24 protein-coding genes are annotated in these 24,193 nt (G+C 62.0%); 6 read left to right on the top strand and 18 right to left on the bottom strand.

All coding sequences use genetic code 11. The annotated features are described in order from the left end of the window. Positions 1 to 115: 115 nt before the first annotated feature. From IB285_RS13500 to IB285_RS13480, 5 genes are all read right to left on the bottom strand, one after another. The gene (locus IB285_RS13500; RefSeq protein ID WP_190788647.1) at positions 116 to 3,634 is read right to left on the bottom strand and encodes an efflux RND transporter permease subunit; all 3,519 of its coding nucleotides are present in this window, start codon (positions 3,632 to 3,634) and stop codon (positions 116 to 118) included. A gap of 83 nt (positions 3,635 to 3,717) precedes the next feature. Then, positions 3,718 to 4,908 carry an efflux RND transporter periplasmic adaptor subunit gene (locus tag IB285_RS13495; RefSeq protein ID WP_190788646.1) on the bottom strand — a complete coding sequence of 397 codons (1,191 nt, stop codon included), beginning with the start codon at positions 4,906 to 4,908 and terminating at the stop codon, positions 3,718 to 3,720. A 259-nt stretch (positions 4,909 to 5,167) separates the two neighbouring features. Continuing rightward, positions 5,168 to 5,434 (bottom strand): GlsB/YeaQ/YmgE family stress response membrane protein, encoded by a 267-nt coding sequence (locus tag IB285_RS13490; RefSeq protein ID WP_190788645.1) that lies wholly within the window; start codon positions 5,432 to 5,434, stop codon positions 5,168 to 5,170. Between the two features lie 136 nt (positions 5,435 to 5,570). Next, positions 5,571 to 5,870, bottom strand: a complete 300-nt coding sequence (gene sciP / locus IB285_RS13485; RefSeq protein WP_086437271.1) for a CtrA inhibitor SciP — start codon at positions 5,868 to 5,870, stop codon at positions 5,571 to 5,573. Next, entirely contained in the window at positions 5,870 to 6,238 is a 369-nt protein-coding gene (locus tag IB285_RS13480) for a hypothetical protein (protein WP_190788644.1), read from the bottom strand. The genes sciP and IB285_RS13480 overlap by 1 nt, the downstream gene beginning before the upstream one ends. 177 nt (positions 6,239 to 6,415) lie before the next feature. Here IB285_RS13480 and mnmA point away from each other — a divergent pair, with 177 nt between their 5' ends. Next, positions 6,416 to 7,600, top strand: coding sequence for a tRNA 2-thiouridine(34) synthase MnmA (mnmA, locus tag IB285_RS13475; protein ID WP_190788643.1), 1,185 nt, complete (start codon positions 6,416 to 6,418; stop codon positions 7,598 to 7,600). Positions 7,601 to 7,652: 52 nt separating this feature from the next. On the opposite strand, the gene IB285_RS13470 is transcribed toward mnmA, so the two are convergent. Then, a complete protein-coding gene (locus IB285_RS13470; protein WP_190788642.1) occupies positions 7,653 to 8,003 on the bottom strand; it encodes a hypothetical protein in 351 nt (116 codons plus the stop codon). A 35-nt stretch (positions 8,004 to 8,038) separates the two neighbouring features. On the opposite strand from IB285_RS13470, the gene IB285_RS13465 reads away from it, so the two are divergent. Continuing rightward, complete coding sequence (locus tag IB285_RS13465; RefSeq protein WP_190788641.1) at positions 8,039 to 9,169, top strand: serine hydrolase domain-containing protein; 1,131 nt, start codon at positions 8,039 to 8,041, stop codon at positions 9,167 to 9,169. An 18-nt stretch (positions 9,170 to 9,187) separates the two neighbouring features. Here IB285_RS13465 and IB285_RS13460 read toward each other — a convergent pair whose 3' ends face one another. Continuing rightward, complete coding sequence (locus tag IB285_RS13460) at positions 9,188 to 9,982, bottom strand: PhzF family phenazine biosynthesis protein (protein ID WP_190788640.1); 795 nt, start codon at positions 9,980 to 9,982, stop codon at positions 9,188 to 9,190. A 10-nt stretch (positions 9,983 to 9,992) separates the two neighbouring features. Next, on the bottom strand, positions 9,993 to 10,646 hold the full coding sequence (gene pdxH / locus IB285_RS13455) for a pyridoxamine 5'-phosphate oxidase (RefSeq protein ID WP_190788639.1): 654 nt from the start codon (positions 10,644 to 10,646) through the stop codon (positions 9,993 to 9,995). 235 nt (positions 10,647 to 10,881) lie between these two features. Here pdxH and IB285_RS13450 point away from each other — a divergent pair, with 235 nt between their 5' ends. Genes IB285_RS13450 through fabI form a run of 3 tightly spaced genes read left to right on the top strand, consistent with a single transcriptional unit; the run spans position 10,882 to position 13,768 of the window. After that, positions 10,882 to 11,880 (top strand): DnaJ C-terminal domain-containing protein, encoded by a 999-nt coding sequence (locus IB285_RS13450; protein ID WP_190788638.1) that lies wholly within the window; start codon positions 10,882 to 10,884, stop codon positions 11,878 to 11,880. Between the two features lie 8 nt (positions 11,881 to 11,888). Continuing rightward, positions 11,889 to 12,947, top strand: coding sequence for a YihY/virulence factor BrkB family protein (locus IB285_RS13445; RefSeq protein ID WP_190788637.1), 1,059 nt, complete (start codon positions 11,889 to 11,891; stop codon positions 12,945 to 12,947). Then, a complete protein-coding gene (gene fabI, locus IB285_RS13440; protein WP_190788636.1) occupies positions 12,944 to 13,768 on the top strand; it encodes an enoyl-ACP reductase FabI in 825 nt (274 codons plus the stop codon). Before IB285_RS13445 ends, fabI begins: the two co-directional genes overlap by 4 nt. 21 nt (positions 13,769 to 13,789) lie before the next feature. On the opposite strand, the gene IB285_RS13435 is transcribed toward fabI, so the two are convergent. Next, entirely contained in the window at positions 13,790 to 15,100 is a 1,311-nt protein-coding gene (locus tag IB285_RS13435) for a UDP-glucose dehydrogenase family protein (protein WP_190788635.1), read from the bottom strand. A 200-nt stretch (positions 15,101 to 15,300) separates the two neighbouring features. Here IB285_RS13435 and IB285_RS13430 point away from each other — a divergent pair, with 200 nt between their 5' ends. Continuing rightward, positions 15,301 to 16,314 (top strand): NAD-dependent epimerase/dehydratase family protein, encoded by a 1,014-nt coding sequence (locus IB285_RS13430; RefSeq protein ID WP_190788634.1) that lies wholly within the window; start codon positions 15,301 to 15,303, stop codon positions 16,312 to 16,314. 27 nt (positions 16,315 to 16,341) lie between these two features. Here IB285_RS13430 and IB285_RS13425 read toward each other — a convergent pair whose 3' ends face one another. The 9 genes from IB285_RS13425 to IB285_RS13385 form a co-directional block, all read right to left on the bottom strand. Next, entirely contained in the window at positions 16,342 to 17,028 is a 687-nt protein-coding gene (locus IB285_RS13425) for a hypothetical protein (protein WP_234033192.1), read from the bottom strand. A gap of 132 nt (positions 17,029 to 17,160) precedes the next feature. Continuing rightward, positions 17,161 to 17,682, bottom strand: a complete 522-nt coding sequence (locus IB285_RS13420) for a demethoxyubiquinone hydroxylase family protein (protein WP_190788633.1) — start codon at positions 17,680 to 17,682, stop codon at positions 17,161 to 17,163. Further along, a complete protein-coding gene (locus IB285_RS13415; protein WP_190788632.1) occupies positions 17,679 to 18,149 on the bottom strand; it encodes a disulfide bond formation protein B in 471 nt (156 codons plus the stop codon). The genes IB285_RS13420 and IB285_RS13415 overlap by 4 nt, the downstream gene beginning before the upstream one ends. A 19-nt stretch (positions 18,150 to 18,168) precedes the next feature. Further along, entirely contained in the window at positions 18,169 to 19,506 is a 1,338-nt protein-coding gene (locus tag IB285_RS13410; RefSeq protein WP_190788631.1) for a S41 family peptidase, read from the bottom strand. Positions 19,507 to 19,652: 146 nt separating this feature from the next. Next, on the bottom strand, positions 19,653 to 20,903 hold the full coding sequence (locus IB285_RS13405) for a murein hydrolase activator EnvC family protein (protein WP_328705892.1): 1,251 nt from the start codon (positions 20,901 to 20,903) through the stop codon (positions 19,653 to 19,655). Positions 20,904 to 20,907: 4 nt separating this feature from the next. Next, positions 20,908 to 21,330, bottom strand: coding sequence for a 23S rRNA (pseudouridine(1915)-N(3))-methyltransferase RlmH (locus tag IB285_RS13400; RefSeq protein ID WP_190788630.1), 423 nt, complete (start codon positions 21,328 to 21,330; stop codon positions 20,908 to 20,910). 233 nt (positions 21,331 to 21,563) lie between these two features. Further along, positions 21,564 to 21,926 carry a ribosome silencing factor gene (rsfS, locus tag IB285_RS13395; protein ID WP_234033712.1) on the bottom strand — a complete coding sequence of 121 codons (363 nt, stop codon included), beginning with the start codon at positions 21,924 to 21,926 and terminating at the stop codon, positions 21,564 to 21,566. Between the two features lie 156 nt (positions 21,927 to 22,082). Further along, the gene (locus IB285_RS13390) at positions 22,083 to 22,724 is read right to left on the bottom strand and encodes a nicotinate-nucleotide adenylyltransferase (protein ID WP_190789137.1); all 642 of its coding nucleotides are present in this window, start codon (positions 22,722 to 22,724) and stop codon (positions 22,083 to 22,085) included. A 28-nt stretch (positions 22,725 to 22,752) separates the two neighbouring features. Further along, the gene (locus IB285_RS13385; protein ID WP_190788628.1) at positions 22,753 to 24,030 is read right to left on the bottom strand and encodes a glutamate-5-semialdehyde dehydrogenase; all 1,278 of its coding nucleotides are present in this window, start codon (positions 24,028 to 24,030) and stop codon (positions 22,753 to 22,755) included. Between the last annotated feature and the right edge of the window lie 163 nt (positions 24,031 to 24,193).

The following is a 24,193-nucleotide window of genomic DNA, read 5'->3' as shown; positions in this document are numbered from 1 at the left end:
CAACGGTTAGCGGCTCACCGCCAAACATCAGAGGTACTGGACGCGGATCGTTCATCGCCACGCCCTCTGCCTGAAAACGTTGGCCAAAAACAGGGTCCGCGTAAGCTTTACGGTATTACTCCGCAGGCTCGGCACCGGGAGGTATGTTTGCAGGCGGCGTTGCCGGCTTGCCCTGATATGGGCGATCAGGCGCCACATCGGGAGATGCATGCGGCCTGGTGTCGTCGCCCGGCTTGTAGGTCAGCATCCGCTCGCGCAGCCATGGGCCCACTCGCCGCTCGAAACTGTCGGCAAGGCTAAAGCCCGCCGGAACGATCACCAGCGTCAGCATCGTCGACATGATCAAGCCGCCAATCACGACGACGCCCATCGGTTGTCGCCATGCGCCGTCACCGCTGAGCGAGATCGCAACCGGCACCATGCCCGCGGTCATCGCGACGGTGGTCATGACGATCGGCTGAGCACGCTTATGCCCGGCTTCCATAATCGCTTCGAGCTGATCGGTCCCCCGCGCCATCTCCTCAATCGCGAAGTCGATCAGCAGGATCGAGTTTTTCGACACGATGCCGAGAAGCAGGAGAATACCGATATAGACCGGCATCGATTGCGCCATGCCGAGGAGCCAAACGAGCAAGATGCCGCCCAGCGGAGCGAGCGCCAGCGACGTCATGTTCACCAGCGGGCTCATCAGTCGCTTGTAGAGCAGAACGAGACACGCGAAGACCAAGAGCACACCGGCGATGATCGCGATGACCAGGTTTTGCTGCAGTTCCTGCTGCCATTCTTCCTCACCCACAACGTCGCGGATGACACCCGTCGGGAGGTTCTGGAGGATCGGAAGTTGATCGATTTGCTGCTGGGCCTCGCCCTTGAGCACGCCGGACGCGAGATCCGCCCCGACCAGGATACGGCGGCTTTGGTTGTACCGCTGGATCGTGGTCGGCCCCGAACCGAATGAGATGTCGGCGACGCGGCTAAGCGGCACTGTGCCTCCACTTGCGGTCTGCACGGGCAGGTTCTCGATTGTCGTAAGGTCGCCGCGCGCAGCGTCCGACAGTTTGACGGTGATCGGGATCTGGCGATCAGCCAGCGAGAAGCGCGCCGCATTCTGCTCGATTTCACCCAGGGTCGCGATACGGATTGTCTGACTGAGCGCGATCGTGGTCACGCCCAGTTCGGCAGCGATTTCCTCACGCGGGGTGATGATGATTTCAGGCCGGTTGAGGTCCGCGCTGATCCGAGGCGCCACCAGCGAAGAGAGCCCCCTCATTTGCTCAACGAGGGTAGAGGCGGTTTCTTCGAGCTGATCCGGGTCAGACCCTGCCAGAAGAACCGTGATGTCGCGGCCCGAGCCGAACCCGCCGCTTTGGGAGCGGAAGCGCACACGGGCGTCAGGAATCTGCGCCAGTTGCGGTGCGAGTTCGCGTTCGAATTCGATGGACGTGCGTTCGCGGTCATCCGACAGTTTGATGAAGATGGTCGAATCGCCGATCCGGATACGCTGCAGCATCCGCTCGACCTCGGGCTGCTCGTCAAGCAGTGCGTATACGCGGTCCGAGACGACCTTCGTCCCCTCAAGAGTGGTTCCCGGGACCATCTCGATTTCCACGGCCGAGTTTTCGTCATCGATTGTAGGCTGAAACTGTGCAGGGATCTGCGCGAACAGCAGGATAGTGATAAGCAGCGAGAACCAGCCGATGCCGAGCATCCAGATACGGTGGTCATAGAAACGGGCGGTCAGATATTGCCCGGTCTGGCCGAACCGTCCGCCAAACCTAGACGTCTGCTCGACGAGCTTCAAAAACAGCCAGCCGGCGAGAAACGCGAGGGCAGAAACGAACAGGACGAGGACGATATCGAACAGCTTCGACACGAGGAAGTATGCCCAGCCGTTCGGATCGCTCGAAATCGCAGCGGCTGCGCGGGTGGGGATGTCCATCTCGGCAATTGCGCCAAAACTCATGAACAGCGTCATGGCGGTCACAGCCAACAAAGCCAGCGTAACAAGCAAGAGTGCGATGGTGTAAAGGAAACGCGAGCGAGGCCCGGGGAGCCCCTGACGCTTCGCCAGCAGCTTGCCCCGGTCGAGAGTCCAGCCCAGCACGCTCATATATCGATCCATCAGCGGGCCTTCGCCGTGGGCAGCGTGGCCTTTGGATTCGAGGAAGTACGCCGCCATCAGCGGTGTAATCATACGTGCAACGGCAAGCGACATCAGCACGGCGACCACGACGGTCAGGCCAAAGTTCTGGAAGAACTGTCCGGAAATACCCGGCATGAGGCCCACGGGGAGGAAGACCGCGACGATACAGAAACTGGTCGCGACAACCGGCAGGCCGATCTCGTCCGCCGCATCGATACTCGCCTGGTACGGCGTTTTGCCCATGCGCATGTGCCGGACGATATTCTCAATCTCGACGATCGCATCATCGACCAGCACCCCGGCCACAAGCGCGAGGGCAAGCAGCGAGAGGAAGTTCAGGTTGAACCCGAGCAGATCCATGAAGAAGAAGGTCGGGATGGCCGACAGCGGGATGGCGACAGCGCTGATGAAGGTCGCACGCCAGTCACGCAGGAACAGCATCACGACGACGATCGCCAGAAGCGCGCCTTCGATCAGGGCTTGGATAGAGCTTAGATACTGGTTTTCAGTATAGGTTGTGCTCGTGAACATCCGTATGAAACGGATGCCTTCGGTCTCTGCCTCGATCCGGTCCATTTCCTCGAGGGCAGCTTCATAAACCGTAAGGTCGGAAGCGCCGCGTGCACGGTTCATGAAGAAGTTGACGACTTCGCGGTCACCAACTTCGCTGATCGAGGTGCGTTCGGCAAAGCCGTCACGCACGCTGGCCACGTCGGCGAGGCGGATCGTGCGACCACCGCCGAGCTGGATTTGGCGCTGCGACAGCTCGAATGCCGTGTCGTCATTGCCAAGAACGCGCAGGGATTGGCGCGTACCGCCCACTTCGGCGAGGCCGCCAGCAGCGTTTATGTTGGAAACGCGCAACACAGAATTGATTTGCGAAGCCGTGACACCGAGCGCCTGCATCTTCGCCGGATCGAGGATCACTTCGATCTCACGGTTGACCCCGCCGAACCGCTGAACCTCCGCCATGCCTTCAATCTTAAGCAGCCGTTTGGCAACCGTGTCGTCGATGAACCAGCTGAGCTGCTCGATCGTCATGTCGTCCGCTTCGACCGCGATATAACCGATCGCGTCGCCTGCAACGTTCACCTTCGATACGCGCGGTTCGAGGATGCCGTCTGGAAGGCTTCCCCGCACGGTATCGATCGCCGTTTCGACTTCATTGACGGCTTCGACGATTTCGGTGCCGATCTCGAATTCGACAAAGGTACGCGAATTGCCTTCGCTCGCGGTCGACTGGATCGAGTTCACACCGTTTATCGAGCGCAGCGCACTTTCCACGCGCTGGGTGATCTGGTTCTCGATCTCGGTCGGCGCAGCGCCGGGCTGAGAGATGCTGACGATGACGGCAGGAAATTCGACGTCCGGATTGTTCGTGACGTCCATCCGCATGAAGCTGACGATCCCGGCGAAGAGGAGCGCGGTGAACAGTACCAGCGGAATGACCGGGTTGCGGATCGACCAGGCTGAGAGATTTCTGAAATTCATGTCGTTCTCTTCAGTCTCTTTCTTGTGCAAGCGTCCCGCTTACCCGATCAGATACGCACGAAGCTGCAGCCAGGATGACCCGGTCAGGCCGCTTCACGGCGCGGTTTGATTGTTTCACCCGGATTCAAGAAGCCGCCAGCACGGAGCACGACCAGCTCATCGCCGGACAGTCCATCGATAATCGCGATCCCGTTGGCGGTGACCATGCCGGTGGTGACATCGCGGCGGGTCGCCGTGTTGTCTTCACCCACTACGTAAACAAAGCTGCCGCTCTCATCGGACAGGACCGCGCTTTCAGGCAGGACTGTGGCGGTCAGGGTTCCGCTGTTGATACGAGCCGTCGCAAAACCTCCAGGGCGCAGTTCAGGCGCATATGACAAGGCAATGCGCGCCGTCCCTTGCCGGCTCTGCGGATTGATGACCGGCGACAGCTGCCAGACCTGGCCTTCGAACGCCTTTTCGGTGCCGGTAGGAATAACGCTGGCAACAACACCTTGCGAAAGGCTTGCAAGCTGCGTCTCACCAAGCTGCGCGAGCATTTCCATCTCACCGCCGCGAGCAATGCGGAACAGAGCAGGGCTGCCACCACCAACAGTCTGGCCGGGCTCTACATTGCGTTCGAGCACATAACCCGATGCGGGAGCGAGAACGCTGAGGCGCGCGGCGCGTGCACGCAGCTCGGCCAATTGTGCTTGTGCAACCTTGACCCGCGCCTCCGCCGAATCCCGCGTCGCCGTCAGCCGATCGACATCGGCCTTGGACACGAAGCCGCGCTCCACCAGTTGCAGTGCGCGGTCGAGATTGGCCTGCGCAAGACTTGCGTCGGCTTTCGCCACCTCGATCTGAGCGGCCTGCGCTGCGGCCTGCTGGCTCTGAACGGAACGATCGATCACTACCAGGACCTGCCCCTCGCGGACCCAGTCGCCGGCATCGACGGGCACGGAAACCACGCGGCCGCCTTCACCGACGACGCCAACGGGTAGCTCGCGGCGTGCCGCAATCGTGCCGGGTGCTTCGATGATGCCGTTGATGGTCGTCGTGCCTGGGGCGATTACCGTCACAACCGGTGCCTGATCGTTGTCATCGCCAACGGCTGCAGGCTCGCCGCCCGCGAGTGCAAAATACGCTGCTATCGCGAGCAAGAGCCCAAAAATGATCGCGCCCACAATAAGCCATTTGCGGCCTTTGCCGGATGTGCGCTCTTCATCGGCCTGCGCGATGTCCGCGGGCACACCATCTGCGACTTCAGACTTGATCTTTGTCTCGTAATTCATTGCCTGCGGCCTTCAAAAGGGCTGTGAAAAGCCACTCTTCGTCGATTCAAGTGTGTTATCGGCATAAGTCACCGAGTGCAAGGGCTCTTAAGCCACGCGCGTATTTGCCGCAATCCAAGGTTCGACTGACGACTTTGAGCCTAGACGAAAGACAATACTCCTTGGTTCCACGATATCCAAGCGAAAGGGCGGTGTAGCGAGGTGCCACACCGCCCTTCATTCATGTCAGTCGCGGCGATCCGCGACGCAGACCGATGCGTTAGCGCACTCGGCCTCGCTGGATAAGATTCACAATGCCGAGCAGGACGACGGCACCGATCACGGCAACGACCAGTCCCACAATCGAGAATTCCTGCACGCTTCCGGAAATTCCCAAAAGCGGGCCTGCAATCATGTTCCCGATGACCGAGCCGACGCAGCCGACGACAATGTTCCAGAAAATGCCCATCGAGGCATCGCGGTTCATCACGAGGCTAGCCAGCCAGCCGGCAATACCGCCTACGATCAGTGCAATAATCCAACCCATATCCCATTCCTCCTGTATTTTTCAAAGGCTTGCGCGTCCTCAACGAGGAGCGCGCAGGCCTGTTCCCGTCAATTTGAGACGGGATGGAGGAGATTGTTAGGCTAGGTAGCCAGAAACGCCAAACGTGGCCGACGGATCAGTATTTCAGCTGACGCTCGTAAAGGTCGCGGTAGTGCTGGATCCGGGTGACGCGAAGGCCCTGCATACCCGAACGATCCACTGCACGTTGCCACGAAGCGAATTCTTCCAGCGTGAGACCGTAGCGCTCAAGCACTTCATCAATCGTCAGCAGACCGCCATTTACGGCTGCCACAACTTCAGCCTTGCGGCGTACGACCCAGCGTTTCGTCTTGGGCGACGGCAAGTCGTCGAGCGTCAGCGGCTCACCCAAGGGGCCGATTACCTGTGCGGGGCGGATGTCTTGATTTTCAATCATTAAAGGTCTCTTGCATCGCCTTCCTGCGCATATTCTTCGGAGCCACGGCCTATGGCTTCGGAAGATTTGCAGGGCTCTAAAGCATCTTGGTTAACAGCCCGTTCCCCCTGTTCAAGAGACCGAAAATACGTCGCCGCGGCATCGCCAAAGCTTGCAACGCCGCCCGCGATATTTAGCCTGCTGTCGCGTCGAAGCACGCGGCGCAAATCCCGCGCAGCATCGAGTTTTGCAGTGAGATCGCTCCATTCGATCGCACGCAATGCCTCGCCGCTGCGAACAACAGCCGCGTCGTGGCTTCCGACCAGCATTTCGCCGTCGAAATCATCGCCCTTTATATCGCGCCAGATCGGATCGGTCTTTTCGAACATGCCCAATGTATTAAGTGGCGAACGTCAAGATGTGGTAAAACCGCTGTTTACCGGACCTTAGGGAAACAGCGGCTCGTCTTGTCTGCATAGCCGTTCGTCGTGAATTTGCCGAAAAATCGCCGGGCTGGCGCAATCGGGCAGGCTTTCCTATATGCGCGCGTTAAGGAATCGCACCCCATGACCAGCGCCACTTCACTCACGGCAAGCCCGTCCTTCGGGCTGGACACAGCATCGCTGTTCGATCTCCCGCGCTCGGCGTCGGAGTGCCGCATCGTCGTCGCGATGAGCGGCGGAGTCGATTCCTCGGTCGTCGCGGCGCTTGCTGCCGATACCGGCGCGGAAGTTATCGGAATAACACTCCAGCTTTACGATTACGGCGCGGCAACGGGCCGAAAGGGTGCGTGCTGCGCAGGCGACGATATCAGCGATGCGCGAGCGGTGGCCGACAGGCTGGGCATTGCGCATTACGTATTCGACCACGAAAGCGCTTTTCGCGAAGATGTCGTTGACCAGTTCGCGGATGAGTATCTCGCCGGGCGCACGCCGGTGCCGTGCATCCGCTGCAATATGGGCCCCAAATTCACCGATCTGTTTCGTATGGCGCGCGAGCTTGGCGCGGATTGCCTTGCGACCGGGCACTATGTGCGCCGGGTAGAAGCACCAGATGGCCCGCATCTTTACCGGGCGCTCGATCCCGCGCGCGATCAGTCGTACTTCCTCTATGCCACCACGCAGGAGCAGCTCGACTATATCCGTTTCCCGCTGGGCGGCCTGCCGAAGACCCAGGTGCGCGAATTGGCGGAAGCTGCCGGGCTGCGCAATGCCGCGAAACCCGACAGTCAGGATATCTGCTTCGTTCCCGACGGGAATTACGCGAAGATCGTGACGAAGCTGCGCCCCGAAGGCGGCATTCCCGGCGACATCGTCCACGCGGAAACGGGCGCGCGTCTGGGTGAGCACAAGGGCATCGTCCATTACACTGTCGGACAGCGAAAGGGGCTCGATATAGGAGGACAGCCGGAGCCGCTCTATGTCATCGCGCTCAACGCCGACACACGTGAAGTGCGCGTAGGGCCGAAGCGGCTGCTGGGCGTCGAAAGCGCCGAAATCATCGAGACGAACCGCATCGGCGCGCTTCCCGATGCGCCGCTGACGGCAAAGGTGCGCAGCCTCGCCAAGCCGGTGCCGGTGTCGATCGATGGTCCGATGGGCGGCGGCGCGACCATCCGCTTGCATTTCGAAAGCCCGGAATTCGGCGTTGCGCCCGGGCAGGCCGCAGTTATCTACGCAGGAGAGCGCGTCATCGGTGGTGGCTGGATCGACTCCACCCGCTCAGTCGCCGAGAGCGAGCTCATTTCCTAGCGGGCGTTTCCAGCAGGCTTTTCTAGCAGGCTGGGCGGGAAACTCCGCCGCATTACCCTTCCCACTTCTCCAGCACGCAGCCATATCCCTCGCGATAAGTCGCGGTATGGCTGGCAATCAGCGGGAAACGCGCCGTCACGCTTTTCGCCTCTGCATCATCCGACAAAGTGACGAGCTCCATTCCGCCCAGCTTGTCCTTTTCGCAATCCTCGAGGCTTCGCCCAGCGACGAAGCGGCACGAGCATGCGACCCGCGCAGCATAGGAGGAACCGACCTCGGCATAGCCGGTCACCTCGTCGCGATAGGTATTGCCTGCAATGCCAAGTCCGAGCAAAACCAAACCCAGTATCGTGATCCATACGGGTTTCTTGCCCCAACCCCTCGAAGCTCCTGATTTTGCCATTGCTTTGCCGTGACCCTTGTTCAATTGAAGGCGCGATGACCTTTCGTACTGCTTCCCTTATCGCCACCGCCGCGCTCCTTCCACCCCTCGCGTCATGCGGCTCTGCGCCGCCGCCCGCGCCGCCTCCGCTGAGCGATGAGGCCTTGCAAGCCGTGATGGCAGATGCCGGCGCGCCGAAAGACCAGCTTGCCCGCCAAATCGACGAGCTTTTCACTCAGGCGGAGCTGGGAGAAACCCGCGCAATCGTATTGATGTCGGATGGCGAGCTCGCGGCAGAGCGGTATTCCGAAGGATATGATCAGGATACGCGGTTCGTCAGCTGGTCGATGGCGAAGACGGTCACCGCGGTGCTGATCGGAATGCTTGTCGCCGATGGCAAGCTCAATGTCGGTGACCCCGCACCGGTCCCGATGTGGCAGCGACCCGGTGATCCGCGTGCGGAGATCACGCTGCGCCACCTCCTGCAGATGCGGAGCGGGTTGCGCCACACCGAAGCGGGCGATCCGCCTTACGATTCGTCCGAGGTGCGCATGCTGTTCCTCGACGGGCGCGACGATATGGCGCGCTGGGCGAAGGAGCAGCCGCTGGAGGCGGAGCCGGGGGAGCAGTTCGAATACTCTTCTAATACCACTGTCATCCTCGCCGACATTGGAGCCCGCGCGCTTACGAGCAGCAGCGATCCCGCGGCGCGCCGGCAAGCCGTCGACGAGTTCCTGAAGGAGCGGCTGTTCGAGCCGCTCGGCATGGACAGCATGGTGCTCGAATATGACGCTTCGGGAACGCTCATCGGCGGCAGCCTGATGCATGCAACCGCGCGGGACTGGGCGAAGTTCGGCGAATTTCTGCGCCGCGGCGGGCGCTCGGCCGAGGGACAGCAATTGGTGCCATCGCGCTGGATCGACGCCATGACCACTCCCAGCCCGGCAAGCGGCTTCTACGGCTACCAGACGTGGCTCAACCGGGAGAGCGGGATTGACCGCGATGAGGACATACCCGATCGCGGACCCGAAACCATGTTCGCGGCGATCGGGCATATGGGCCAGTATGTCCTCATCAGCCCGGAGCAGCGGATTACCCTGGTCAGGCTCGGCCATTCGAACCGGACAGAGCGGTTCAAGATGCTGGCCGAGTTGTTCGACATCGCCGAGCTATATCCCACGCGCTGACGCGCCCGGAGCGCTCGGTCAGAGCAGGAAGGTGCCCTCCACCACCGTCACGCACGGCCCGCCAAGCCATGCGCGGTCGCCGTCAAGCTCCAGCGTGAGATCGCCGCCGCGCGTACTCGCCTGATGCGCGGTGAACCTGCTGCGCCCCAATTTGGCCGCCCAATAGGGGGTCAGCACCGCATGGGCCGATCCGGTCACGCTGTCTTCATCGACTCCGCCGCCGGGTACGAACACGCGGCTGACGATATCGGTCTTATCTCCCGGCGCGGTGCAGATGAACTGGTCTTTGCCTAGCGCGCCGAGCCCGCGAATGTCGGGGTCGAGCGCGCGGACCGCGGCTTCATTCTCGAACAGGAAGACGTTGTAGCGTGAATCGTTGCGATAGACCTCCTTCGGCTCCGCCCCGAGCAGCGCCACCGCCTCCGGATAGGCACCGGGCTCTGTCGCAATCGCGGGTAGCGCGAGCTTGTAGCCATCGCCATCGCGGCGCACCTCGAGAATGCCGGATTGGCGCGTGCGGAAGGTCATCCGGTCGCCGCCATCGCGCTCAAGCAGCACATGTCCGCTCGCAAGGGTGGCGTGACCGCACAGCGCGATCTCGTAGGTCGGGGTGCACCAGCGCAGCTCCCAATCCGCCTCGCCGCTCGTATCACGCACGACGAAAGCGGTTTCCGCAAACAGGTTTTCCGCTCCGATCTGCACCAGCACATCGTCGGGCAACCATTCTTCCAGCACCATGACAGCCGCCTGGTTGCCGCCGAAGGGCTCGGCCGAGAAGGCATCGACATGCCAGTAGGGAATTCGCTGAGTCATCGCGCCTGCCTTATGGATAGAGGAGTGTGTCGGACCAGCCCACGGCATCGCCCGCACCCTCCAGAGTGAACAGGCGGCGATCGTGTAGGCGGTTGTCCCGGTCCATCCAGAACTCAATTCTTTCAGGCTTTAAAGTGAAACCTGTCCAGTGTGCGGGCCGAGGGACCTCCCCCTCCTGCTCGTGGCGCCCCCACATCTCCGTAACGCGGTCGAGATAGTCCTGCCGGTCCTCCAATGGCCGCGACTGGTCGCTGGCTGCCGAGCCGACCTGGCTCTTGTAGGGACGAGAGTGAAAGTACGCGTCGGCACGCTCTGACGATACTTCGGTGAGCGGCCCTTCGATGCGAATCTGGCGGCGCTGGCTCTTCCAGTGGAACAGCAGGCTCGCCTGCATGTTGGCGCGGATTTCCTCGCCCTTGCGGCTGTGCGCGTTGGTGAAGAAGGTGAAGCCTCCCTCATCGGCCCCATGCCCCTTGAGCAGCACCATTCGGACCGATGGCATGCCGTCCGGGGTTGCCGTCGCCAGCGCCATCGCATTGGGATCGTTTGGCTCGCTCTCCTGCGCCAGCGCGAACCAGTCATCGAACAGCGCGAAGGGATCTGCGCCGGAAGGGATCATGCTGTCCGCGAGCTGAGCCTCGTTCAGGGATTGCGTATCGCTCATTCCAGGGTTCCAATCGCGCGGTTGAGGGGAGACATGGACCGCATGTTACACGGTCCTGAGGAGGAAAATCCCGCCCGCCTTACGAGTTCCGAAGGGGCGGTGCAAAAGGGCGAGCGATGTAGCGTCATGTGCTTGTCTTTACGCGGGCATCGCAGCGTAGGAAAGGTGTGCCACGCGGCGACGAAGGCGCACGTCAGCCTTGCGCCGGGGCGGTGCCTCACCTAGCTAACACGCCATGGGCGATCCTTATAAAACTCTGGGTGTTGCGCGCACGGCGTCCGAAAAGGACATCAAGAGCGCCTACCGCAAGCTCGCGAAGGAGCTGCATCCCGACAAGAACAAGGACAATCCCAAAGCCGCCGAGAAATTCTCGGATGTAACGAAGGCATACGACCTCCTCGCCGACAAGGATAAGCGCGCGCAGTTCGACCGCGGCGAAATCGATGCCGACGGCAACCCGCTCAACCCGTTCGCCGGAATGGGCGGCGGGTTTGGACGCGGCGGATATGGCGGTCGGCCCGGCGGCGCCTCGTCAGGCGGATTTCGCGATGCGGAGTTTGGCGGGATGAGCCCGGACGATATGGATCTCGGCGATCTGTTCGAAGGGCTCTTCGGCGGCGGCAGGGCGCGCCCATCGGGTGCCGGATCCAGCGCGCGGCGCGGCTTTGGCCAGCGCCCGCCTCCCCCGAAAAAGCGCGGGGCCGATATCCAGTACCGGCTGGCGGTTCCCTTCGTCGATGCCGCTGCAGGGCGCGATCAGCGGATAACGCTGGCCGATGGAAAGACCATCGACCTCAAATTGCCCGGCGGCGTCGAAGACGGCACGCAGATGCGGCTCAAGGGAAAAGGTCACGCAGGTCCGGGCGGCAATGGCGATGGGCTGGTCATTGTAGAGGTCGGCAGCCACCCATTCTTTCGCCGCGATGGCGACCATATCCGCATGGATCTCCCTATCACTCTGGACGAGGCAATCCACGGTGCGAAGGTCAAATGCCCTACGGTCGATGGCCCTGTTATGCTCACGATCAAGGCTGGGACCGATGGCGGCACCGTCATGCGGCTCGCGGGCAAGGGTTGGGGCAAGAAAGGCGCCAAGGACAAGGACGGCAGGCCGGATCGCGGCGATCAACTGGTCACTCTGGAAATCCAGCTTCCGGGCGATCTCGAAGAGCTCAAGGCCAAGCTGGGCGATTGGACCGATCCGGCGGAACCGCGCGATAAATTCGGACTATAGTGTTCTGAATGATCGCTCCCGCCGACCTTTCTTCTGAAACCGAACAGGAAGTCCGCTCGCTTTCTCCTGAAGCAAGGCGGCTGAAACGCCGCAAGGCACTGGCCCAGCCAGCGCACCTCACATCCGGCGCCACAGCCGACAGAAAGCTGCCCGATTGGCGGGCGACGCTTTCGGCAGCAGCCGGTCCGATGGCGCCGGGTACACGCGCTTTCGAAGTGATCAAGCGGACAGCCCACGGCACCTATAACGACGGGTTCATCCACGCCGGCAATCTCGCTTATCTGTCGATGCTGGCGATCTTTCCTTTCTTCATCATCAGCGGCGCGATCTTTCAGTTGATCGGAGAGGTCGAAGAACGCCGGATGATGATCGATGCGGTGCTGCTTTCCATGCCGCCGACAGTTGCGCGGGTCATCGGACCGGTCGCATCGGAAGTTGTCGATGCGCGGTCGGGATGGCTGCTCTGGCTGGGGGTCGCGGTGGCCTTGTGGACCGTTTCCAGCCTGATCGAAACCATTCGCGATATCCTGAGGCGCGCCTATGGAACCAAGGCGAGCCATGCATTCTGGAAATACCGGCTCTTTTCCGCCGGACTGATCCTGGGCGCCGTAATCCTGCTCATGGTCTCCCTGTTCGCCACCGTCGGCATCGGCGCGGCGCAGCAGGTGATCGATGCGCGCTTCCCGCAGCTCAACGAAGCTGTGACGACGCTCCGCATTACGCGCATCGTGCCCGCGCTGGGTCTGGCCGGTTCGCTCTATCTGTTGTTCTACACCCTAACACCGAGCGAATACCGCCCTCGGCGCTATCCCAAATGGCCCGGCGCTCTGTTCACCGCGCTGTGGTGGCTGGGCGTAACGAGTGCGCTTCCGGCGGTGCTTGGCCGCTTTTTCACTTATAACCTTACCTATGGCAGCCTCGCCGGGATCATCATCGCGTTGCTGTTTTTCTGGCTCGTTGGGCTGGGACTGGTTATCGGTGCCGAATTGAACGCCGCTCTCGCCGAACCCGACGATTGCCACGAGGCGTCTACAGAAGAAGGCTGTCAGCAGGAGGAAGCGGCATGAGCGATCTGATGAAGGGCAAACGCGGGCTGATCATGGGCCTCGCGAACGACAAGTCGCTGGCCTGGGGCATCGCAAAGCAGCTGGCCGAGAATGGCGCGGAACTGGCGTTTTCCTATCAGGGTGAAGCGCTCGCCAAGCGGGTGAAGCCGCTCGCAGAGCAGCTGGGCAGCGATTTCACGTTCGAGTGCGATGTGTCCGACATGGACTCGCTCGATGCGGCTTTCGCCACTCTGAAAGAGCGCTGGGACACGATCGATTTCGTCGTTCACGCGATCGGTTTTTCCGACAAGAGCGAACTGCGCGGGAAGTATGCCGACACCAGCCTCGACAACTTCCTAATGACGATGAACATCTCCGCCTATTCGCTGGTCGCAGTGACCAAAAGGGCGGCAGAGATGATGCCGCCGCTGAACGAAGACAGCACAGGCGGCGGCAGTATCGTTACGCTGACCTATTACGGCGCGGAGAAGGTCATCCCGCACTATAACGTCATGGGCGTTGCCAAGGCCGCTCTGGAAACGAGTGTCAAATATCTCGCCAACGATTTGGGGCCGCAGGGGGTGCGCGTGAATGCGATCAGCGCTGGGCCGGTGAAGACGCTGGCGGCAAGCGGGATCGGAGATTTCCGCTACATCCTCAAATGGAACGAGCTTAACACGCCGCTGCGCCGTAACATCACGATCGACGATGTCGGCGGGGCGGGCCTTTATTTCTGCTCCGCGCTATCATCGGGCGTGACCGGCGAAACCCATCATGTCGATGGCGGATACCATATCGTCGGAATGAAGCAGGAAGACGCGCCCGACATCGCCTTGGGTTGATCGCCGGAATTGGTGACCGCGTTAGACGCGGCCCACGCTTGAATATTCGAATCCAGCCGCGCGCACATCTGCCGGGGTGTAGATGTTGCGCAAGTCGACTAGGACCGGCGCCTTGGCGGTTTCCTTCATCTTGCCAAGATCGAGCGCGCGAAATGCATCCCACTCGGTGACGATGACCGTGGCGTCGGCATCCTTGATCGCTTCGTAAGGATCGCTGCACATCGTGACATCCGGCATCAGCGGCTTGGCGATTTCCATCCCTTCTGGATCGTAAGCGCTGACTTTGACACCCGCGTCGGTCAGCGTTTGCGCCACCGCGATTGCCGGGGAATCGCGCATGTCATCGGTGTTCGGCTTGAATGTCAGGCCGAGCAGTGCCGCTTTCTTGCCGCGCGCTGCCTCGAGCCCGCCGAGCGCGTCCAGCACCTTGCGGCCCATCGCGCGCTTGCGGCTTTCGTTGACCGCGACCACGGCCTCAACGATCCGGGTCGGGCTGTCGTAATCCTCCGCGGTTTTGAGCAGAGCGAGCGTATCCTTCGGGAAGCATGACCCCCCATAACCGGGGCCGGCATGGAGGAATTTGGGGCCGATACGGCCATCCATCCCGATACCGCGGCTGACATCCTGAACATTGGCGCCGACTTTCTCGCACAGATCGGCCATCTCGTTGATGAAGGTGATCTTCGTCGCGAGAAACGCGTTGGCCGCGTATTTGATCAACTCGCTGGTGCGCCGGTCGACGAACAGGATCGGCGATTCGTTGAGGAATAGCGGGCGATAGACCTCGCGCATCACTTCGCGGCCGAAATCGTCTTCGGTGCCGATCACGATGCGGTCGGGGTGTTTGAAATCGCCGATAGCCGCGCCCTCGCGCAGGAATTCCGGGTTGGAGACGACCGCGAATTTCTGGCTCGTCCCGGTATCGGCAATGATCCGCTCGACCTCATCTCCTGTGCCGACAGGCACCGTCGATTTGTTTACGATGACGGCATCGTTCGCGAGGTTCTCGCCGATCTCCTGCGCCACCTGATAGACATAGGAGAGGTCGGCATGGCCATCGCCGCGGCGGCTGGGCGTGCCGACCGCGATGAAGATCGCGCTCGCATCCTTGATCCCTTCGGAAAGCGACGTCGTGAAGCTGAGCCGTCCGGCCCGCATATTGCTCTCGACCAGCGAATCGAGGCCCGGTTCGTAAATCGGCATGATGCCGTCATGCAGGCGGTCGATCTTGCTCTGGTCCTTATCGATACAAACGACGTCATGGCCGAAATCGGCAAAACACGCGCCTGATACGAGGCCGACATAACCCGAGCCTACCATGGCAATCTTCATCGCTTCACATCCTTAATCAGACCGCCTTGGCGAGCCTTGAATTCAAACGGCTTCCTTAGAGGCGCGCTCCCCATTGTCCAACTGTTTGGCCCACTGGCGGCAGCGTGACGCCGATGCCGCCGCGCGCCGTATTGACAGGGGGCGACGCGCAGTGACAGTCACAGTCCGCCCTTTCATGCATTTCCGGCCAGAGACCTATCTTGCGCACTATCCTCATCACCGGGTCAGCCGGTTTCATTGGCTATCACTTGGCGCAGCTGCTCCTTGACGAAGGGTTCAGGGTTGTCGGCTATGACGGCCTTACGGACTATTACGACGTCAGGCTGAAAGAGCGGCGGCACCAATTGCTGATGCAGAACCAGCATTTCAGCGCGCACACCGCCATGCTGGAGGATTTCGAAGCGCTGCATGACGTCGCGATGGCAAAAAAACCCGATGCAATCGTCCATCTCGCGGCGCAGGCGGGGGTCCGATACAGCCTCGAAAACCCGCGCGCTTACCTCGAATCCAACCTTGTCGGCACGTTCAACGTGATGGAATGCGCGCGCGAACTGGGTGTCGATCACCTGCTGATGGCGTCGACCAGCTCAGTCTATGGCGCGAATGAAGACATGCCTTTCAGCGAGCAGGACAAGTGCGACACACCGCTCACATTCTACGCCGCGACCAAAAAGGCTAATGAAGCGATGGGGCATTCCTATGCTCACCTATGGAACCTGCCGACCACGATGTTTCGCTTTTTCACGGTCTACGGCCCGTGGGGAAGGCCCGACATGGCGCCGATCAAGTTCGCCAAGGGTATCTTCGAGGGAGTGCCGATCGACATCTACAACAATGGCGAGATGTACCGCGATTTCACCTACGTTACGGATCTCGTGCGCGGCATCCGGCTGCTGATCGACACGCCGCCGGTTCGGCCGGAGAGCAAGGACGATATCGCCGATTGGGACAGCCTCTCGCCTGCCGCCCCCTACCGCATCGTCAATATCGGGAATAACGACAAGGTCCGTCTCATGGACTTTGTCGAAGCGCTCGAGGCGCATTGCGGGCGCGAGGCGATCAAGAATTTCATGCCCATGCAGAAAGGCGATGTGCCCGCAACCTGGGCGGACGCGGCGCTGCTGGGTGAACTAACCGGATATGCGCCGCAAACCAGCGTCTATGACGGGACCCGCAAATTCATCGCCTGGTACCGCGACTATTACGAGGTTTGATCCAAACAGCCGAGACCGGCGATATCGTCAGCTACCCGGCGACTCTGCAGGCGGGGTTGCATCCAGCGGAACCAGCTCTTCATCGCCATCATCGAACGGCCCTTCTTTCGAAGGTTCTGCCGGGATCTGGCGGGCTTCCTGATCAATGGGCGGCGGTGTCAGCGAAGGATCGGCTTCGCCCGGGATCGGACCCTGACGTTCGCGTTCGAGCCGCTCGAGATATTCGCGCTCGATCTGCTCCACGCGGTTCTGCTCGGCCGCCGCATCCGCGTCGATCGTCGACAGGCGCTCTTCACGCGCTTCGTTGATCAGACGGCCAAAACGAATATTCTCGCCTTCGGCCCGGTCCTGGTAAGCGGCGTCGATGAATTGCTGCGTGCAGCCGGTAAAGCCGCCCGCACCCGCCGGATCGCATGACATTTCGCCGAAATCGCCGAGATAGCGGATGCTTTCCACCCGTTTCGCCCATGCAGTGTTTTCGGGCGAGCTGCTCTGACGCAAATTGCTCGGAATGCGGTAACGCTCGGCCTCGACCAGGATCTCGCAGATCACGATCTCGTCCTCGCCCGCTTCGGGGCATTCACTTTCGTCATAGGCGATGACCATGTTGACCTTGTCCCCGCCCTCGCTCTGCGCGGCTGCGGGTGTCGCCGCCAACATTGCGGCGCAGGACATGCCTGTGGCCAGAAGGGAAGCGCTAAGCAGCTTGGTCATTGGTCGTCATCCTCAATTGAGAGTCGTGCTCACTCTCTATCCTATCATTTGCGGGCAGATAGTTACATGCCAGTGAATTGATCGTGAATTGAAAAAGCAGCGGAGCGGTTCTCTGACGCACCTTCCGCCGCGTCAGACTCGCTCACTCACCTTGATCGCGATCTTGCAGCCAAGCCGGATCGCGCCCGAAAGCAGCGGGTAGGCCGGCGCTTTCTCTGCCCCATTGGCCAAAGCAGCATCACGGTGCGCGCGTTCATCCTCGCGGAACTCCTCGATCATTTCGGCAAGTTCGGGATCGGTCCCGGTTTCTGCCAGCCGGTCGAGCTGTTCGGAGTAGTGCTTGTCGATTTCCTCTTCGACCGCAGCCGTGCAGGCCATCGCCGCTTCCGGGCCGAGCAGTGCGGTTCCCGCGCCGAGCGCATATCCTGCCGCCGACCAGAACGGATGCAGCGCCGTCGGTCGTACGCCGCGTTTTGCCAGAAGCTCGTCGAAACGGGCCCGGTGGCCCTCTTCCTGTTCGGCCATGTGGCGGATTTCCGCCGAATGCGGGCCGCGATCGCCCATCACGGCGAGCTGGCCTTCATAGATGCGCGTCGCGCCGAATTCCCCGGCCTGGTCGACCCGGATCATGCGGTGGAGTTCTTCGCGTTTCATAGTCGTCTCTCGTTTCCTGCACGCATAACGCTCAGAGCCAGTATGGCGATCCCGCCCAGCGTCGAAATAAGGAAATTCCAGCCCGCCAGCGAGATCCCGAACAGGCTCCATGGCGCCACGTCGCATCGAACGAGCGGCGCCTGCGATGGGTTCATCACATCGACCGGTCCGCTAAGCGTGGCGCAGCTGGTGATCCCCTCCCACCAGCCATATTCGACCCCGGCATGAAAACCGCCGATCAGGCCCGATGTCAGGATCGCGAGGCCTGCGAGCGCACTCCAGACGCGCGGCGGCTTCAGGAAATAGGCGAATAGCCCAGCAGCGAGCGCGGCGAAATGCGGATAACGCTGCCACCAGCACATCTCGCACGGGAACATTCCGAACACATATTCGGAAATATACGCTCCGCCCAGCAGCCCCGCAGGGATCGCCACGGCGAGCAGTTTGGCCTGCTTCACACCCATCATGCCGGGCTATTTAGTGCGGTCAGTCGCGCAGCGCCACCGAACTCTTCGTGGTGCGGCGAAGCGTTTCGAGCGCATAGTGCAGCTGGAAATCCTCGATACCCTGCTCCTCGAGCTGCTCTGACGTCAGCTTGAAACGTGGATCATCGATTTCGTCCGCTTCAAGCTCTTCATCCTTGATGCCCAGCTCGTTGATTAGATGCCCGCGAAGGTCGCTTTCGCGCGTCTGATACTTTGACCGCAGCGCAAGGTCGGGATCGGACAATTGCGGCACGGTGATATCGGGCTTGATCCCGCCTTCCTGCACCGATGCGCCCTTCGGCGTGTAATAGCGCGCCGTGGTAAGCTTAAGGGCCGCATCGCGTCCGAGCGGCAGGAGCGACTGGACGCTTCCCTTGCCAAAGCTGCGCTCACCCATGACCAGCGCGCGGCGGTGATCCTGCAACGCGCCTGCGACGATTTCTGATGCCGACGCGGAGCCGGCATCAATGAGAACGATCACTGGCGTTCCCTCGGCCATGTCGCCGCGGAATACGGTTTCGGCATCATAGAGCAGCGTCTCACCGCGCGCGCGCCCACGCTGCGACACGATGCGCCCCTCGTCGAGGAACAGATCGGACAGCGCCACAGCTTCATCGAGCGAGCCGCCAGGGTTCGAACGCAGATCGAGCACGAGGCCGCTCACCCGTCCGGCTGCCTCTTCCTGAATGCTCGTCCACGCCTTGAACACGTCGGCGCCGACATCGGCAGAGAATTCATTGACGGTGATGACGCCGATATTCCCTGCGGACAGCTCATGCGTTACCGGCTCAAGCTCGATCACGCCGCGTGTCACATCGACTTCGAAGGGCTCCTCGCGTCCGGGACGGAAAATTGTCAGCTGAATCGAAGTGCCCGCCTTGCCGCGCATCTGCGCGACCGCATCATCGAGATCGCCGCCATAGATAAGCTTGCCGTCGAGGTGCGTGATATAATCGCCAGCCTTGATGCCCTGCTTGTCAGCCGGGCTGCCCTTGAACGGGGAGATCACCTTGACCGCGCCGTCTTCCATCAGGACCGACAGGCCGAGGCCTGAATAATTGCCGTCGATCATCGTTTCGAGGCGCTGAAGGTCGCTGCCATCGAGATAACCCGAATGCGGATCGAGCGCGCCCAGCATCCCGTCAATCATACCGCGAATCAGCACCTCGTCCTCGACCGGCTCGACATAGCTCGCCTGGATGCGCTGATAGACTGCGAACACTTTCGAGAATTCGGGTCCGGCGCGGCCGTCAACCTGGGCCATTGTGGCGGTCGTGGCGGGAATGAGAGCGACCGCGGTTACGAGTGCGGCGCTGCGCAGCAATGCAGCAATTTTCATGGGCAAAAGGGCTCCTTCAAGAACATATTCGTATATCAGCGCGCGGCTGAACGCCAGATAACAGTCTGCGAACACCTGATACGTCCCGGCACGGGTCAATTCGTACAGGGCTCGGAATGGGTTACGGATCGCACCCGGCGGCGCATTTATCCGAGGAATTGCAGCGGATTGACCGGTTCACCCTCGCGCCTGAGTTCGAGCGTGATCGACGGCTCCTGCCGACTCGCCGATCCGAGCGGACTGCCGCCGATCACCTCGTCTCCGACACCGACTGTCGTGCGCTCCAATCCCGTGACAAGGCTGGTCCAGCCGCCTGCATGTTCGATGATGACGATTCGCCCGTAGCCGCGATACGGCCCGGCGAACACGACGCGGCCCGTGGCAGGCGCGACGATCTGTGCGCCCGGTACCGGTGCAAGCGCGAGCCCGGTGCTGCGAAGGCCGCTGTCGCGCCTCTCGCCAAAACCTGCAAGCGTCCGGCCCTGCACCGGCAGCTGAAAATCCCGCGGCGGAGCGGCAGCGGTGGTGGGCGAGGCCGAGGGTACGGGATCGGGCGCTGCAGCGCTGGAGACGGCGCCTCCCTCACCGATATTGGCGGGACGCATGACCGGCCCGGGAAGCGATGCCAGTTCGCGGCGAAGGCTTGCCGCCGCGTCGATCCGGCCCATCAACCCATCGAGATCGCGCGTTTCCTCGGCAAGCGCGAGTGCGCGCTCGGCTTCTCGCGAGGCGGTGCTGCGTGCCTCGCGAAGGGCGAGGCGTTGCCGTGTTTCGAGCTCCGCCAATTCCTCGCGGCGCGCCTGCAGGGTCTGCTCATTCTGCCTGAGCGCCTCCAGCGCGTCAGACGCAGACTGCTCAAGCCGTTTCACCGCGTCGAGGTCGCTCCGAAGCGCCGCGGTGCGGGAGCGAATCTGCGGAATAGCGCTGTCGAGCACGGCACGCACGTAGACCAGTTCCTTAAGCGATCCGGGCTGCAACGCCGAGAGAGCGAGCGGGCGGCGGGCGGTCGTCTGCAAGGCGCCCGTGAGCCTCGCCAGTGGCTGCTGTCTTTCGGCAAGCCTTGCGGCGATCGCTGCCCGGTCGGTGCGCGCGAGCGAAAAGCGGGCACGGGTCGCGGCGATATCGGCCTCGGCGCGCTGGATCTGCGCGGCAATCGCTGCGGCTTCGCGGGCGGTCCTCTCCGCCGCTTCGCTGGCCGCTTCGGCTTCCCGAGCCAGACGCGCGGCGCGTGCTTCTGCGCGCCTACTTTCGCGGGTGGCGCGCTCAAGCTGCGCCTGCGCTTCATCGGGATCCATCAGCCCGACATCGCGCTGCGCTATGCCTGCTGGCGTCAAGACAGCAAGCACCGCCAGCACGGCACCGATTGGCAAAGCAAGGATGAGCGCGCGTTTGATCACGGTGCTACCCTGCCCGATGATAGGGATGACCTGCAAGAATGCTCGTCGCGCGATAAAGCTGCTCCATCAGCATGGCGCGAGCCATCAGGTGTGGCCAGGTGGCGGGCCCGAACGCGAGCAGCAAGTCCGCTCCGGCGCGCTCGGCTTGGGAATGCCCGTCGGCTGCGCCAAGCACGAAGCGCGTCTCGCGCATGCCATCATCGCGCCAACGACCGAGAATGTCGGCGAACTTTTCGGAGGGCAGCGCCTTCCCGCGCTCATCGAGCAGCACTGTCTTGAACGGGGTTTGCGGATCGGGAATGCGCCCACCCGTTTCGGGAAGCTCGGTCAGCTTGACCGGCCAGGTCAGCCGTTTCTCGTAACGCGCGACCAGCTCCGCCTCAGGCGAACGAGCGATCTTTCCGCGAGCGATGACATGGAGAAGCATTCTTTTCTCTCACGGCAATCGGCTGCGCCGATGCCTCCGAATGGGCGGCCTGAACGGCCGACGGGCGGTCGCCCTTGCGATGCCTGCGGCCTTAAATCATTGCGAGCCGCTGACGTGGCGCGAAAGTCCGGTCGCGGAGCGACCGCAAGCCCGACCGGGCGCCCGCAGCGACGCGACCTTCAGGTCGCATGAGTGAGGATATCGCACCCCGGATGGGGTGCGGAAACAAGAAACTACGCCCTGCCCTGCTGCGCCACGCCGCCTTCGAACGACCACATGCGCTCTAGATTATAGAAGCTGCGCACTTCCGGGCGGAACAGGTGCACCACCACGTCGCCGGCGTCGATGAGCACCCAGTCGGCCTGCGGCAGCCCTTCGACCCGCACCGGGCCGTGTCCTGCATGCTTCACCTTCTCGGCGAGTTTCTGAGCCATCGCGGCGACCTGGCGCGTGGAACGACCGCTCGCAATCACCATGTGATCGGCGATCGAGCTTTTGCCTTCGAGCGGGATCGAGACGATGTCCTGTGCCTGATCGTCGTCAAGCTGGGCCATCACCAGATCGTGCAGTTCATGGTCGTTCATGTCAGCGACCATAGGCCGGGCCGCCTGAACGGATTTTGAAGCGCCGGTTGCAGCCGCCGCCGAATGTGCCTGTGTCATAGGCCAGTATAAGTCTCCATATTGTTGAGCAAAAATGGGGATCGGCACGCCGTTTGGCAAGAATGTGAGCTGAAGCGCTGGCAGCGCGCCTCATGAACCCTCGCTCGTACGGATTGTTCGGAAAGTCAGCCGATCGCGAACCGGTGTGCCTCGATATTGGGAAGCCCAATCCGTATTGGCACGGCGAATGGCCGTGGCCGAACGTGGATCAGGATCGAAACGCAAAAACACCAGTGCCGGTGCGCTCCATTGCCCCTTTTTCCTGAAGCTGGAGACAGGCACCGTATAGCGCCTGAACCAGGCCATGGCAGGGCTCGCCAAAGCATCTGCGTTGTAACAGGGCCTGGCGATGACCGCAATCGGCATTGTCCGCGCTATGTCGCGCCAGCGCCGCCATCTGTGGAATTCTGCAAGATTATCGGACCCCATCAGCCACACGAATTCACGCTTTGGATAGCGGTTCTTGAGCTTTCTGAGGGTATCCACAGTGTAGCGCGTGCCCAGCGCCTGCTCGATCGCCGTCGGTACGATCGGTGCCCGCCGCGCCTGCGCGCGCGCCGATTTCAGCCGGGCACCGAGAGGCGCCATCCCCGCCTTGGGTTTAAGCGGGTTGCCGGGCGAAACGAGCCACCACGCCTCATCCAGACCGATCGCATCGATCGTGAAGCGCGTAATGCGGCGATGCCCGCCATGCGCAGGGTTGAAACTGCCGCCGAGAAGGCCGGTCCGGATCAGAGTGCATCTCCGCCCGAAATCGACGTCAAGGCCGCGCCTGACCGGTGCCGCGCACGAGCCACTTATATGTCGTCAGCCCTTCGAGCGCGACGGGGCCGCGCGCGTGCAGACGCCCGGTCGCGATGCCTATTTCCGCTCCAAGGCCGAATTCACCGCCATCGGCGAACTGGGACGAGGCATTGTGCATGACGATTGCGCTGTCGACGCGGGTGAGGAATTGCTCGGCGGCGGCCTCGTCGGACGTCACGATAACGTCCGTGTGCGCGGAGGAATGGCGCGCGATGTGCATCATGGCGTCATCGAGGCCGTCTACCATTGCCACCGACAGCACGGCGTCGAGATATTCGGTGTCCCAATCATTGGCGCTGGCGGGCAGCACACGCTCATCAAGCGCCTGAATGCGCGCATCGCCGCGCAATTCGCAGCCTTCGGCCAGCAGCGCGGCAACAAGCTGCTCCGCGCCCGAGAAATCGGCGTCGATCAGCAAGGTCTCCATCGCTCCGCAAATGCCGGTGCGGCGCAGCTTCGCGTTGAGCGCGAGGGCCTTGGCCATCTCGGGATCGGCAGCGGAGTGGATGTAGGTGTGGCAGATACCGTCGAGATGGGCGAGCACGGGCACACGGGCATCGGCCTGCACCCGCTCGACCAGGCTTTTGCCTCCACGCGGCACGATCATGTCGATCAGCCCTGCAGCGGTCAGCATCGCGCCCACCGCCGCGCGGTCTTGCGTCGGGATCAGCTGCACCGCCGCGCCGGGCACGCCGGCCTCTTCGAGACCGGCGACCAGCGCGGACATGATCGCCCTGTTCGAATGCACCGCTTCGGAGCCGCCGCGCAAAAGCGCCGCGTTGCCGGCTCGCACGCACAGCGCCGCGGCATCGGCGGTCACATTCGGGCGGCTTTCGTAGATGATGCCGATCGTCCCGATGGGCACGCGCACCCGCGACAGCTTGAGCCCGTTGGGCCGTTCGGACTGATCGATGATCTCGCCAACCGGATCGGAGAGATCCGCAACCGCTTCGACGCCCAATGCGACCGCTTCGAGCCGTTCTTCATCAAGCATCAGCCGGTCGAGCATGGCTTTCGAAAGCCCGCGCTCCTCGCCCGCCGCAAGATCGCAGGCATTGGCATCGAGGATCGCCGCAGAACCCTCTCGCAAGTGCTGGGCCGCGACATTGAGCGCGTGTGCACGCGCTTCGCTCGACATCGCCGCAAGCTCGCGCTGTGCAGCTCGCGCGGCCACCGCGAGATCGGCGACCAGGCTTTCTGGCGTCAGCGTTTCGGATGCAGATTGTGCAGACATGACACGATCTTTGTGGAGGCTTTAGCCGCGAGGTCAATCGAATTTGCACGTCCGCGGATCGCACCGCCGCTGAGCGGCTCCTCGCGGTCGAATCGCATACCCTGATGAATGAAAATTGCGCGCAAACCGCTGCCTAGCGCTTTGGTTCCCTGTTCATTTTCAA

Source organism: Erythrobacter rubeus (assembly GCF_014705715.1).
In the GTDB taxonomy this organism is placed as follows: Bacteria; Pseudomonadota; Alphaproteobacteria; order Sphingomonadales; family Sphingomonadaceae; genus Erythrobacter; species Erythrobacter rubeus.
The sequence above is the reverse complement of the archived record's forward strand: the minus strand, read 5'-3'. Positions and strand labels throughout refer to the sequence as shown.